Origin of the sequence: Bradyrhizobium sp. 17 (assembly GCF_023073515.1) — a bacterium.
GTDB lineage: Bacteria > Pseudomonadota > Alphaproteobacteria > Rhizobiales > Xanthobacteraceae > Bradyrhizobium > Bradyrhizobium canariense_D.
This window is the reverse complement of sequence record NZ_JADPJQ010000109.1, coordinates 26,748-39,891: the sequence shown is the minus strand read 5'-3', so window position 1 is coordinate 39,891 and position 13,144 is coordinate 26,748. Positions and strand designations below refer to the sequence as shown.

The window sequence follows — 13,144 nt, the reverse complement described above, 5'->3', positions numbered from 1 at the left end:
TCCCGTCAGCCCTGGTCGAGCCGGAACAGCAGCCTTGCATTGGCGCAGAGTGCTTCGCGCCCAACAGCCAAGGCCTGCTCGGCGAACTGCGCAGGCTTGTCCTGCTTGATCGTGAACGGATAGTCCGACCCGACGACGAGCCGGTCCTTGCCGACCTTGTCGGCCAGAAATTGCAGCGCAGGCCCGTCATACAGGATCGTGTCGTAATAGAAGGACCGAGCAATTTCGGTCGGATCTCTCGCAAACAGACTCTGCAGCGGTGGGCCCATCGCATAAGCGTGATGCAACCGCGGCAGCAGCCAGGACAGCGCGCCGCCGCCATGGCTGAGCAGGATCCGCAGTTTCGGAAAGCGCTTGAGCACGCCATGGGTCATCAGCGACACCGCGGCGAATGCCGTCTCCAGCGGAAACGCCGCCACAGCCGCAAGCTCCGGACGACAACCCATTCGATCAAGCCCGAGCGGATGCAGCGGATGGATCATGAGCACCAACCTGGCCTGCTCGGCCGCTGCATAGACATCGTTCAGGCGCGCGTCGCCGAGCGCCATACCATTGATATGCGTTCCGATCTCGATACCGCGCAGGCCGAACGACTTGACGTCTGCGATGCGCCGCACCGCAAGCGCAACATCCTGCATCGGCACCATCCCGATCCCGATGAAATGCCGGGGATGATCGGCGCATAGCGCCGCGATGCCTTCGTTGACATGGCGACAAAGCGCGTCGGCGTCCTCAGGCGGAAACCAATGCGACAACAGTTCCGGCATCGGCGAGACGACCTGCAAATCGACATCGTCAACCGCCATGTCGTCCAACCTTCTGCACGCATCCCAGCTGCGGGAATCGATCATCCGAAACACCTTGCCGCCGACCATGACGGCGGCGGATGTGTCCTTGAGCTCGATCGACGGCCAAAGCGGATTGCGGCCCGGCTCTGCCGGGATGTGCCGCGGAACGAAATGGGTATGGGTGTCGATTGCTTCGACCAAGACGTTTCCCCGAATTTTTTCTGCACTGCACGCGCCGGCAAAGCCGGCTTCCGGCGCCGTAACAACTTACAAGCAGGTTGGACTGTTTTTATTTTCTAGGCAATCCAATATTCGTATGTTAGTGCACGATCAACTAAGACGCGGCCTGCTACCGCGTCAGGGAGCGAAGCGAGCGTGGCGCGAACGATCGAAAACATCGTGATCGCAGGAGCCGGCCAGGCCGGAGCGCGGGCCGCGGAAGCGCTGCGGGCGCGTGGGTTCAAGGGCGCCATCACGATGATCGGCGAAGAGCCCCACCCTCCCTACGAACGGCCGCAGCTGTCGAAGGCCATGCTGCACTCCCCGGACGCGCCAATCGCCTATATCAAGCAGGCCCGGGACTGGAGCGGCGTCCTGGGCATTCGCCTTGAGACCGGTGCTGCGGCTGTCAATTGCGATACCGATCGCCGCATCGTGTCCACCGCAAACGGCCGCAGCTTTCCTTTCGACCGGCTTCTGCTCGCAACCGGCACAAGACCGCGGCGGCTCGCCGCGCTCGAAGGTGCATCACTCGACGTCCAGTATCTGCGCAACGTCGAGGACGCATTCCAATTTCGTCGCCATATCGCGGCGCGCTCGCGCATCGTCATCGTCGGCGGTGGCGTTATCGGCCTGGAAGCAGCCTGCGCCGCGGCCAAGAGCGGTTGCCACGTCACTGTGATCGAAAGCGAAGGGCGGCTGCTCGCCCGCGCATTCCCGGCGCTGATCAGCGATCTCGTCAAGGACAAGCACCGCAGCCACGGCGTCGCATTCGTGTTCGGCGCGACAGTGACCGGCAGCACATCCCATTCCGTTCAGCTGAGCAACGGCACGGAAATCGTTGCCGATCTGGTGCTGGTCGGCATCGGTGTCACTCCCTCGAGCGACCTTGCCACGCGGCTCGGCCTGCCCAGCGCCGACGGCATTGCGGTCGACGCCTGCGGCCGCACCGCCGTTTCAGACGTCTTCTGTGCCGGCGACGCCGCCCTGCAATGGAGCCGGTGCCATGGCCGCGCGATCCGCGTCGAGACCTGGGCGAATGCACAGAACCAGGCCATTGCGGTTGCGGCCAACATGATCGGTGAGATCAACGCGTACAACGACCCGCCATGGTTCTGGACCGACCAGTATGACCTGAACATCCAGGTCGTCGGCGACATGCGCGATGCCGAGCACATCGCGCGCGGTGATCCGACCAGCGCAAAATTCTCGGTCATCGCGATGCGCGGCACCGAGATGGTGGGCGCGCTCACCGTCAACGCCGCTAAGGACATGGCGATGCTGCGGCGGATCATCGCCGCCAACGCCAAGCCATCGCGCGGCGATCTGGAGTCGCCGGGTTACGACCTCCGGGCCGCATTGAGATCACAATGAGAATTTGGAGGGAGGGAGTGCAATGAACGCGTTCGAACGCATGAACACGGCGCTCATGGTCGACGAGACCAGGCAAATCTTCAAGGTCTCGCGGCAAGCGTTTGTCGATCCCGACATCCTCGAAGCCGAGCGCGCGCGCATCTTCGAAAAATGCTGGCTTTATCTCGGCCATGCCTCCGAACTGCCCAAGCCCGGAGATTTCGTCACCCGCCAGGTCGGCGGCCGCAGCATCCTGTTCGCGCGCGACGCAAAAGGGACCTTGCGCGCCATGTTCAACACCTGTCCGCATCGCGGCGCTCGGGTCTGCCGCGAGAAGCACGGCAACGCCAAGTCGTTTCAGTGCTTCTATCATGGCTGGGTGTTCGGCCTGGACGGTGCGCTGCGCAGCCAGCCGGGCGAAGCTTCCTATGCGCCTGACTTCAAGGAGCGCAGCACGTCCAACATGCAGCAGGTGCCGCGGTTCGAAACCTTTCGCGACTTCTGCTTCGTTTGCTTCGACAAGAACGCCGAGACACTCGACAGCTATCTTGGCGCCGTGAAGGAATATCTCGACGTCATTGCCGACCAGGCCGAGATGGGCATGACCATCGTCGGCGGCACGCAGGAATATTCCATGCGCGCCAACTGGAAACTCCTCACCGAGAATTCGATCGACGGCTATCACGCGCTCACCACGCATGCGACCTATTTCGACTACCTCAAGGCCACCAATGGCGGGCTGGCGCCAGTGCCGCTGGAGGGCGCCGCGCGCGATCTCGGCAAGGGCCATGCTGTGCTGGAATACAAGGCGCCGTGGGGACGCCCCGTCGCACAATGGGTACCGATGTGGGGCGACGACGGCAAGCGCGAGATTGACCGGCTCTACCAGGGGCTGGTGATGCGCTACGGCGAGGAGCGCGCTAAGCGGATCGCGCTCTACAACCGCAACCTGTTCGTGTTCCCCAATCTCGTCGTCAACGATATCATGGCGGTGACGATCCGCACCTATTACCCGCAGGCGCCGGATTTCATGACCATCAGCGCCTGGGCGCTGGCTCCGAAGGAAGAGACGGATTGGGCGCGCAAATACCGTCTGTTCAACTTCCTGGAATTCCTCGGCCCCGGCGGTTTCGCCACCCCAGACGACGTCGAGGCGCTCGAGCAGTGCCAGCGCGGTTTCCGCAACGCCACCGAAGCGCAATGGAACGACATCTCCAAGGGCATGGGCAAGGAGACGCCTGCCTATGATGACGAGCTGCAGATGCGAGCGTTCTGGTCGCACTGGAACAAGAACGTCTTCGCGGCATCGGTGTGAGACGGGAGACGCACATGCAAAATATCTCGCGCGCCGATGTCGAGGATTTCCTGTTCGCCGAGGCGGAGCTGCTCGATGAGTGGCGACTGCCGGAATGGCTCGAGCTGTTCACGGACGATGCGAACTATTACGTGCCGTCGACCGACGTTCCCGCCGATTCTTCGCCGGACAAGAACCTGTTCTACGTCGCTGACGACCGCTTCCGCCTCAGCGAGCGCGTCAAACGCTTGATGAAGCGCACCGCGCACGCCGAGTTTCCGCATTCGCGGACGCGGCATCTCGTCAGCAACGTGCGGATCCGCGGCTGCAGCGACCATGAGATGGAAGTCGCCGCCGCCTTCATCACCTATCGCACCAAGGACGGCATCACCGACACCTATTTCGGCAGCACCCGTTATCGGCTGGTGGCCGAGAACGGCCGGCTGCGGATCAAGGAAAAGCGCTGCCTGCTCGACAGCGACGGCCTGCGCACGCAGGGACGCGTCAGCATCATCCTGTAGGGAAAGCGATCGTGGACAAGAAGTTGAAAAACAACATTGCCGTGGTGACCGGTGCCGCAAAGGGCATCGGCCTTGCGATCGCCGAACGGCTGGCCAAGGACGGCGCCAAACTGGTTCTCGCCGACCTTGACGAGACCGGGCTGAATCAGGCCTCGGCGTATCTCACCAGCCAGTTCGACACGGAGGTTGCGATCCAGGCTGGCGATCTGTCCGATCAGGGCGTCGCCGAGAAGACGATCAAGCTCGCCTCCGAACGATTCGGCCGGCTCGATATCCTCGTCAACAATGCCGGCGGCGGCATCATCAAGCCGTTCGCCGAGCACACGCCGGAAACGCTGAAAACCACCATCGATCGCAATCTGTGGACCGTGCTGTGGTGCTCCTGGTACGGGGTTACTCCGATGCGCAAGCAAGGCTACGGCCGTATCGTCAATCTCGGTGCCGACTCCGTGCGCAACGGTCTCTGGGACCACGCCGCCTACAACGCAGCCAAGGGCGGCATGCACGGTCTCACCACCGGCATGGCGCGTGAGTTTGCCAGAGACGGCATCACCGTCAACACAGTGGCGCCCTGCGCGGTGAACACGCCGCAGATGGTTGCGATCACCAGGAATGATCCCGCACTTGCCGCCAAATTCGTCAGCGTCATTCCGATGGGCCGTCCGGCCGAAATGGAGGAAGTCGCCTCGATGGTGTCCTATCTCGCTTCCGCCGAAGCGTCGTTCGTGACCGGCCAGGTCATCAGCGTCAACGGCGGCAGCACTATGCTCTAGATCTTTGCTCATGGCTGAAACGGTCATTCTTTGCACTGCCGACGAGGTCGTCGAGGGCGAGATCAAGCAGGCTCCCCTGCCCGACGGCACCCATGTCGCGCTCTATCGCGTGGCCGGCGCGATCTACGCCACAGCCGACATGTGCACGCATGGCGAGGCGTCGTTGGCGGAGGAAGGCATCATCAACGGCAAGATCGTCGAGTGCACGTTCCACTTTGGAACATTCGACGTCACTACCGGCGAGCCCACGGGCATGCCCTGCGAGATTGCCTTGAAGACATATCCCGTCACGGTCGTGGATGGGAACGTTCAGATTGAGGTGTGACATGCCGACCCGCGCCGACCGCACGCCCTCCCCGCACAAATCCGCGCGCCGATCACTGGCGCCGCCGCGCCGGCGCACCCAGGCCGAGCGGACAGCCGAGACCCGTTTGCGCATTCTGAAGGCCGCGGCCAATCTGATCCGGCGCCGCGGCTATGCCCGGTTTCGCACCGCTGAAGTTGCCGCCGAGGCCGGCGTCTCCCGCGGCGCCCAGCTGCATCATTTCCCGACCAAGGACGCGCTCGTCGTCGCCACACTCGAATACGTCTTCGAACAGGCGCAAATCCTCAGCCGCCGCCGTGCGGCCGCCGTCAGCCGCCCGCGCGACCTGATCGAGGCCGTGATCGAAGATGCCAAGGAGTTCTTCTTCAGCCAGCATTTCATGGTCGCGATCGACATCGTGCTCTCGACCTCCACCGACCAAGCGGTGCGCAAGAAGATTCTCGACATCTCGCGAAAGGCGCGCCGTCCGGTCGAGGCCGCCTGGGCGGAGGCGCTGGCCGCCAGCAACGTTCCCTCCGCGGTCGCGGCCGATATCGTAGCGCTCACCCTCGGCGTCGTTCGCGGCATGGCGCTGCGCACGCTCTGGGACAACGATCCGAAATGGTTTGAGCATCTGTTCGAGCTCTGGCGGCAGATGATCAAGGTCTTCCTCGAATCCCGGCAAGATCGGAGCCGGCTGCGATGAGCAAGCAAGCCGCAGGCCGAAGCACGCCGCTCATCACATCGGTCTGCTACGTCCGTCATGCCGTCAGTCAGCCGCAGGCCTGTGCGCGGTTCGTTTCCGATATCTTCGGCCTCCAGCAGGTTGCCGGCCATGAGGACGAACTGGCCTTCCGCTCCGACGATCGCTTCCGCACCGTGAGTCTCAGCCGCGATCAGCGCGACGGCACCAGCATCGGCATCGAGGTCTGGGATGACGCCGCGCTGCAAGAGATTGGCGAGCGGCTGCACGCGCAGGATTTTGCCGTGAGGACGGCAAGCCCGGACGAATGCCGGCGGCGATATGTGCAGTCCGCCCTGCTTGCTGACGACGCCACCGGCAATCGCATTGATCTCGTCACCCGCCCCACCCGCAGCGGCCGGCGCTATTTTCCGCCGCGCGATGCCGGCATCGTCCAGTTCCAGGGAATTGGACTGCGCAGCACCGAACATGTCCGCGACCTCGCGTTCTGGCGCCTGCTCGGCGCCGAGGTGACCGACTGGGTCGGCGATATCGCCTACCTGCGCATCGACAATCTGCATCATCGCATCGCGCTCTATCCATCACGGCGAAACGGCCTGCTCTACGCCGCCTTCGAGGTCGAAGCGCTCGATCAGATTATGCAGAACAGCTACTTCATGCAGGACAATCAGGTGAAGATCGTGCAGGGGCCCGGCCGCCAATCCGCCTCGCGCCAGGTTTTCCTGCATGTCGAAGGCCCTGACGGGCTGATCCTGTCCTATGTCAACGGCATGGCCGAGGTTGGCGACAAGCCGCGGCCGGCCCGGCAATTTCCGCTTAACCCCCCCTCGCTCTGCAACTGGGGCAGCGAAAGCAAGGATGTTCCCGAGCTCGGTGCGTCCGCATCATCGAACAGGAGCAACGCATGATCCAATTGAAGGACGTGAGCTATGTCCGCCTCGGTTCGCCCGATCTGGAGCAAGCCGAACATTTTGCCACCGCCTGCCTCGGCCTCCAGGTCGCCGAGCGCCGCGACAAGGCCCTTTATCTGCGATCCGACGAACGTGCGCACACCCTGTGCTACTCGGAAGGCGATCCGCGCGAGCAGACGGTTGGTTTCGAGGTGGAGGACGAAAGCAGTTTGCAGGACGCGGCCGCGACGCTCGAGTCGCTCGGCCATCCTGTCCATGCCGGCACCGCGCAGGAAGCCGAGCAGCGCAAGGTCAAGGCCTTCATCGGATTCAGCGACCCGACCGGCAATCATATCGAGCTGGTGGTTCGCCCGGAGCGCAGCGGGCGGCGCTATTTCGCCAGCCGCGACGCCGGAATCACCGGCTTCAGCCATATCGGCCTGAATTCGACCGATCCCGCACGCGATGAGCGGTTCTGGACACAAGTGTGCAATGCGCGCGTCAGCGACCGCATTGGCGACATCCCGCTGATGCGCGTGAGTGCAATTCATCACACCATTGCGCTGGTGCGCGCGCCGCAGGCAGGGATCCAGCACGTCAACCACCAGGTCGAGAGCAACGACGATGTGCTGCGCTCCTACTACTATTTGAACGAGAGGCGCGTGCCAATCGTGTTCGGCCCGGGTCGGCATCCGACCTCCGGCGCGCGCTTCCTCTACTTCAAGGGACCGGACGGCATGATCTTCGAATATTCCGTCGGCGTCGATGAGATCGAGGATGAAGCGACGCACCGGCCGCGGCAATACGGCTTCGAACCGACAAGCTTCTGCATGTGGGGCTCCAAGCCCGCCGGCATGACGTTGCCGAACAAATAAGAGCGATCGAAAAGCCGCGGGCAGCGGGTAGACCTGGCGAGGGAATATGGATCTGGGATTAAGAGGCCGCAGGGCTATCGTGTGCGCGGCCAGTCAAGGTTTGGGCAAGGCTTCCGCCATGGCCCTGGCGCGTGAAGGCGTCGAGCTCGTTATTGTCGCACGACGGCGCGACGTGCTCGAGAGCGCCGCCGATGACATTGCGCAGGCGAGCTGCCATCGGCCAAAGGCCGTCTTGGCTGACGTCACGACCAGCGAAGGTCGCGAGGTCATTCTCGCCGCCTGCCCTGATCCCGACATTCTCATCAACAACGCCGGCGGACCACCGCCCGGCGATTTCAGGAATTTCGGGCGCGACGACTGGATCAAGGCGATCGACGGCAACATGCTGGCGCCGATCGCACTCATCAAGGCCACGGTTGATGGCATGATCGCGCGCAAGTTCGGTCGTATCGTCAACATCACCTCCCACGCGGTGAAGGCGCCGGTCGCGATGCTTGCGCTGTCGAATGGCGCGCGTACCGGCCTGACCGGCTTCGCCGCGGGTCTGGCCCGCTCCATCGCCGAGCACAATGTGACCCTCAACAATCTCCTTCCCGGAACGTTCGATACCGATCGTTTGAAATCCAATCTCGCGGCGCTCGCCAAAAATTCATCGCGCGGCGTGACTGAAGTGACCGAGGAGGTCAGAACGAGCAATCCGTCCAAGCGCTTCGGCCATCCGGACGAGTTCGGTGCCACCTGCGCTTTCCTCTGCTCGGCATATGCCGGCTATATCACCGGGCAAAACATCCTGATCGACGGCGGCGCCTATCCAGGTATGTTTTGATCCCTCTCAGCACCAGAATAGCGACGGGCTCTTGTCCCTCATCCTGGTGAGTGTCGGAATCGGCTCTGATCGCACGACCTCGGCGGTGAGCGCGTCCAAGCTCGCGGCTTTCGCTCGGCCCGACCGTGAGGCCACGGTCGCATCCACATCGATACGGCACTGATCACTTGGGATCGCACAATTTCGGCTTCTCTAAATGGAGACGGGGCAGAACAGATCGCCCGCTTTGCTCGCCCTAGTATCCCATTCTACGACAAGCACGCCCTCGACCTGTATCATCTGATCTCAGGGCTCTATCGGAGGGGTGAGGGTAGAGAAGCGAGGAAAAGTCGTGGGAGCAAGCCGGCCATGCCGGGTCAGACCACAAAAACGTCGTACGACACCAGACTTGTTCGATCGAGGAAAAAAAAGGGCCCTGGCGGGCCAACCTCTTAAAGGTGGTGGGCGCACCAGGGCTCGAACCTGGGACCCGCTGATTAAGAGACAGCGACGGATTGAGAACAATCAACGACTTACTGGTCGTACCACTGGGCTTATCCGACTAAAATTCGGCATTCGTCGCACGATCTAGCGATTGCACTGCCTGATATCCGAACCCGCGCTACTCGGATTCTACGGGTTCAGCGGCGACTACGAGGCCATCGATCGATAGGTTCATGTCGGGGAGTCGCAACCATCTCAAATTGCTGTTTGAGACAAGGGCCTGAACGAGCGATCGCCCCCGTTACTAGCTGTAGAAGATACCTCCGTCCACGTTAAGGGCTTGGCCGGTCACAAACGCTGAATCATCGGACGCGAAAAACGCCACGGGCCCGACGACGTCTTCCGGCTGCCCGAGCCTGTGCAGGTCCGTGACCTTTTCGAAATAGGCGACCCGCTCGGGATCGCGAAGATTGTTCATCCCCATCTCCGTCATGATGATGCCCGGGCATACGGCATTGACCGTGATGCCGAAGCCTCCGAACTCCATGGACGAAACCCGGGTGAAGCCGACCACGGCCGACTTCGACGCGGCGTAGTGGGACTGTCCCGGACCGCCCGTTCGGGCCGCGAGCGAGGCAATGTTGACGATCCGTCCGTATTTGCGCTCCTTCATGTGCGGCACCAAGGCCTGGGTCATCTGGAACACGCCGCGCGTGTTGACGGCGAACGTCTGATCCCAGGTTTCGGTGGTCAATTCGTCGATGGTCGCCAGCCTGAGTATTCCCGCATTGTTGACGAGGACGTCGACGTGCCCGAGATCCCGGACCGCTTCAGCCACGGCGCGCCTGCAATCGGCGGCGTCGCTGACATCGCCCAGCACCGGGATGCAGCGGCGACCAAGCTCCTTGACCTCGGAAACGGTCTCGAGGAGGACCTTCTCCTGGGCAGCGATGTCGGTCAGCGCCAGATCGTAGCCGCGCCTCGCAAGACCAAGCGCTATCGCGCGGCCAATTCCGCGGCTTGCTCCCGTCACGATCGAATGTCGGGCCATGTTGCGTTCTCCCCTGTCGTTCGGATGATTGTTTCTTGATGGTGTGAATGGATCAGATGCGAGCCGGCTTGCGGACGGGGAGGCTGTTCATGGCCTTCACGGTCTCGTCGAACGACACGAGATTGGCGCCCGAGCCCAGCCCCGTCGCGACGATCGCGGCCGTCGCGGTCGCGAGCTTGGCGCAGTCGAGCAAGTCCCAGTCGCGCGCGAGACCGGCGATGAAACCGCCCGTGTAGGAATCGCCGCATCCCGAAGTATCGCGGACCGCAACCTCGAACGCCGGCACCGTGAACTGACGTCCGTCGCGTGTCATCACGAAAGAGCCATCGGCACCGAGGGAGATGGCGCAGGCCCCCGCTCCCCTCTCGATGAAGAACCGCGCACACGCGGCGGGATCGTCGGTTCCGACCATCGCGCTGGTCTCGTCGATGCTCGGCATGAAGAAGTCGACGTAAGGCAGCAACGGTTCGACCAGCCCCAGCGTTTCGCCTCGCGCCTGGATCAGATCGAGCGTCGTCGTGCAGCCGGCCGCTTTCGCGTCGCGGAGCAAGGCAACGGATGGCGCTCCGTCCATCGCGAGCAGGGAGCCGACCCCGCCGAGATGCAAAATCTTGCTCCGGCAGGCGGCCACTTGCGTTTCGGGCGCGATCCGCCAGCGGGCAGAAGCGCCCCTTGCGTGCATGACCGGACGCGAGCCGTCGGGCCGGATCGGCAGGATCGTGGCCGAGGTCGGACTGCCGGCCATCCGCTCCATGAGGGAGATGTCGATGCCTTCCCGCTCCAGCGCGTTCAGCATCCAGTCTGCCTTCTCGTCGGAGCCGACGGCGCCAACCGCGAGCGCCTTCAGACCGAGACGCGCGCAAGGCACGACCGTTCCGCCGGCGGTGCCTGCGACCGCGAGCCGGATCTCTTCGATCAGCAAGCGTCCGCCACCGGGCGGAATCTCGGTGACCGGGACCCCCAGAATATCCAGAATATATGTGCCGCAGACGCTGACGTCGTGAGTGTTTGCCATGAGTTCTCGCAGGAAAGTGGTTTGAGCGGGATTCATCTAGCTCGGTTGCAGGGGAATCTTGAGCGCGCCGTCATTGTCGCGCAGGCCGTACTGCCCCCATCGCTTCAGGATGCTATCGATCTCCTCGTCCGGCAGCAGCGGAGGAGAGCCAAGTTGAAGGCAACCGTGATATTGCTTGGCAAGCACCTCCACCTCCACCGCGAGCCACATCGCCTTGCGCAGGTTGGGACCTGTGGCGATCAGACCGTGATGGGCGAGCAGGCAGGCGCGTCGATAGCGAAGCGCGTCCAGGGCCGCCTGCGACAGCTCGGCCGTGCCGTATTGGGCGTAGGGTGCGCAGGGGATGTCGTTGCCGCCGGCGGCAGCAATCATGTAGTGAATCGCAGGGATCGCGCGATTCATGATCGCGATGATAGTGCAGAAGATCGGATGCGCGTGCACGACGGCGCCGACTTCCGGCTTCGATCTCAAGATGTCGAGGTGAAAACGCCATTCCGTCGACGGAACGTTGCCGGCCGACGCGGCCCATGAGCCATCCCACTTCATGGCCACGATGTCCTCGGGCTTCATGCGGTCGTATGGAAGACCGGACGGCGTGAGCAGCATGCCGTCGTCGGTTCGAACGCTGATGTTTCCGGACGTCCCCTGGTTGATGCCTTGCGCCGCCATCTCGCGACATGCGTCGATGACGGACTGACGAAGCTCGAGCTCTGTTTCGCGACTGATCATGCGCTGTTCCGACTCTCATTCATGGCGTTGCTCCAAGCTGAACCTGACGGTCGACCAGCAGCCACGTGGTTCGTGCCATCGCCAACACGTCCTGTTCCGAACTCAACAAAGCGCTCTCGGCAAAGAGCTTGCGGCCCTCCCGCCCGGTCGGCCAGGCCGTCACCACACAACGATCGCCGGGGCGTGGCCGGCGCTTGATCCGCGCCGCCATGCGCCCGAGCAAGGCCGTCTCATTACCCTTCAAGCCCAAATGACGGGCGCCCACGCTGCAATAGCCGGTCGGACAATCGAGGGCGGCCCAGACGAATTCGGGCGCGACGTAGCCGTCGTCGCCGGACAGGCTGCCATGAGGTATCCAGGACGCCGCGAACACCACGGGCTTGCCGGGGACTGCTCCCGCCTGCAGCGGACCTGCGAAGATCCGGAGACCGTCGCCATGGGCACGGACTGGGCCGCAGACAAAGCAAGCCGGAAGGTCGTGGGTCTGCTCGTCGTAAGGCGTTCTGCTGACCGCCTCTTCGGCGGCTTCGTAGCTCACTTTGGGAACGTCCGGCACATCGATGCCCGTTACATGCGCCGTCGCGAGCAGCTTCTCGTTCTCGTGCAACTCGATGGCGCCGTCAGTCCGCATCAGGACGTCGAGCGGCCGCTCCAGCGGCGGCGGCGCGCGTAACGTGACTTCGGCGTCTCCCGCGACGTGCCTTGCGAGACATCCGCATACATAGCCTCCGTTGCCGGAGTTCGGCGGTCCCCGGAAGCGTCTGTCGATGACAAGCGATACCATTGCAGGTCTTCGTCCGAGGCGTTCAGCGGCCCATCGCAAAGAATTCGTCGTTCGGACGCATGCTGGTGACGTTGGCGAGGCGGTTCGACATCCCGAAAAATGCAGCGATTGCCGCGATGTCCCAGACGTCCTCCTCCGTGAATCCGTGTCCCTCGAGATCCCGGACGTCGACATCGTCGACCTCATAGGCGCGCGCCGAGACCTTCATCGCGAAATCGAGCATCGCCCTTTGCCGCGCCGTGATATCGGCCTTGCGATAGTTGACGGCGACCTGGTCCGCGATCTGCGGATTCTTCGCCCGCACGCGCAGGATCGCGCCGTGTGCGACGACGCAATACTGGCATTGATTGGCGCTGCTGGTCGCCACCACGATCATCTCGCGCTCGGCCTTGGTGATCGGCCCGGGCTTGTCCATCAGCGCGTCGTGATAGGCGAAGAACGCGCGAAACTCGTCCGGGCGATGCGCGAGCGTCAGGAAGACGTTGGGCACGAAACCGGACTTCTCCTGAACCGCCTCGATCCGCGAGCGGATATCCGCAGGCAGGGTCGCGATGTCGGGGACGGGAAAGCGGCTGATGGCGGGCGCAGACATGTTG

The 13,144-nt window shown here is 63.1% G+C and carries 15 protein-coding genes; 9 read left to right on the top strand and 6 right to left on the bottom strand.

The genetic code is table 11. The features are described from left to right. Positions 1–5 precede the first annotated feature (5 nt). On the bottom strand, positions 6–989 hold the full coding sequence (locus tag IVB13_RS22250) for an amidohydrolase family protein (RefSeq protein ID WP_247490519.1): 984 nt from the start codon (positions 987–989) through the stop codon (positions 6–8). 174 nt (positions 990–1,163) lie between these two features. Here IVB13_RS22250 and IVB13_RS22245 point away from each other — a divergent pair, with 174 nt between their 5' ends. The 9 genes from IVB13_RS22245 to IVB13_RS22205 are packed head-to-tail and all read left to right on the top strand — an operon-like array spanning position 1,164 to position 8,546. Then, complete coding sequence (locus IVB13_RS22245) at positions 1,164–2,381, top strand: FAD-dependent oxidoreductase (RefSeq protein ID WP_247490517.1); 1,218 nt, start codon at positions 1,164–1,166, stop codon at positions 2,379–2,381. A 22-nt stretch (positions 2,382–2,403) separates the two neighbouring features. Then, positions 2,404–3,675 (top strand): aromatic ring-hydroxylating dioxygenase subunit alpha, encoded by a 1,272-nt coding sequence (locus IVB13_RS22240; protein WP_247490515.1) that lies wholly within the window; start codon positions 2,404–2,406, stop codon positions 3,673–3,675. A gap of 14 nt (positions 3,676–3,689) precedes the next feature. Further along, positions 3,690–4,175, top strand: a complete 486-nt coding sequence (locus IVB13_RS22235; RefSeq protein WP_247490513.1) for an aromatic-ring-hydroxylating dioxygenase subunit beta — start codon at positions 3,690–3,692, stop codon at positions 4,173–4,175. Between the two features lie 11 nt (positions 4,176–4,186). After that, positions 4,187–4,948, top strand: coding sequence for an SDR family oxidoreductase (locus IVB13_RS22230; RefSeq protein ID WP_247490511.1), 762 nt, complete (start codon positions 4,187–4,189; stop codon positions 4,946–4,948). A gap of 10 nt (positions 4,949–4,958) precedes the next feature. After that, entirely contained in the window at positions 4,959–5,273 is a 315-nt protein-coding gene (locus IVB13_RS22225) for a non-heme iron oxygenase ferredoxin subunit (RefSeq protein WP_247490509.1), read from the top strand. Position 5,274: 1 nt separating this feature from the next. Beyond that, complete coding sequence (locus tag IVB13_RS22220) at positions 5,275–5,958, top strand: TetR/AcrR family transcriptional regulator (protein WP_247490507.1); 684 nt, start codon at positions 5,275–5,277, stop codon at positions 5,956–5,958. Next, the gene (locus IVB13_RS22215; protein ID WP_247490505.1) at positions 5,955–6,863 is read left to right on the top strand and encodes a VOC family protein; all 909 of its coding nucleotides are present in this window, start codon (positions 5,955–5,957) and stop codon (positions 6,861–6,863) included. Before IVB13_RS22220 ends, IVB13_RS22215 begins: the two co-directional genes overlap by 4 nt. After that, complete coding sequence (locus tag IVB13_RS22210; RefSeq protein ID WP_247490503.1) at positions 6,860–7,720, top strand: VOC family protein; 861 nt, start codon at positions 6,860–6,862, stop codon at positions 7,718–7,720. Before IVB13_RS22215 ends, IVB13_RS22210 begins: the two co-directional genes overlap by 4 nt. Positions 7,721–7,766: 46 nt before the next feature. Continuing rightward, entirely contained in the window at positions 7,767–8,546 is a 780-nt protein-coding gene (locus IVB13_RS22205) for an SDR family oxidoreductase (RefSeq protein ID WP_247490500.1), read from the top strand. Positions 8,547–9,273: 727 nt separating this feature from the next. Here the strand turns inward: IVB13_RS22205 and IVB13_RS22200 are convergent. The 5 genes from IVB13_RS22200 to IVB13_RS22180 are packed head-to-tail and all read right to left on the bottom strand — an operon-like array spanning position 9,274 to position 13,140. Further along, the gene (locus IVB13_RS22200; protein ID WP_247490498.1) at positions 9,274–10,020 is read right to left on the bottom strand and encodes an SDR family NAD(P)-dependent oxidoreductase; all 747 of its coding nucleotides are present in this window, start codon (positions 10,018–10,020) and stop codon (positions 9,274–9,276) included. A gap of 52 nt (positions 10,021–10,072) precedes the next feature. Beyond that, positions 10,073–11,035 carry a sugar kinase gene (locus IVB13_RS22195; protein ID WP_247490497.1) on the bottom strand — a complete coding sequence of 321 codons (963 nt, stop codon included), beginning with the start codon at positions 11,033–11,035 and terminating at the stop codon, positions 10,073–10,075. A gap of 36 nt (positions 11,036–11,071) precedes the next feature. Then, positions 11,072–11,764: an L-fuculose-phosphate aldolase gene (locus IVB13_RS22190; protein ID WP_247490495.1), complete on the bottom strand. Its 693-nt coding sequence runs from the start codon at positions 11,762–11,764 to the stop codon at positions 11,072–11,074. 19 nt (positions 11,765–11,783) lie between these two features. Then, positions 11,784–12,548 (bottom strand): hypothetical protein, encoded by a 765-nt coding sequence (locus IVB13_RS22185; RefSeq protein ID WP_247490492.1) that lies wholly within the window; start codon positions 12,546–12,548, stop codon positions 11,784–11,786. Positions 12,549–12,570: 22 nt separating this feature from the next. Next, complete coding sequence (locus IVB13_RS22180; RefSeq protein WP_247490490.1) at positions 12,571–13,140, bottom strand: peroxidase-related enzyme; 570 nt, start codon at positions 13,138–13,140, stop codon at positions 12,571–12,573. Between the last annotated feature and the right edge of the window lie 4 nt (positions 13,141–13,144).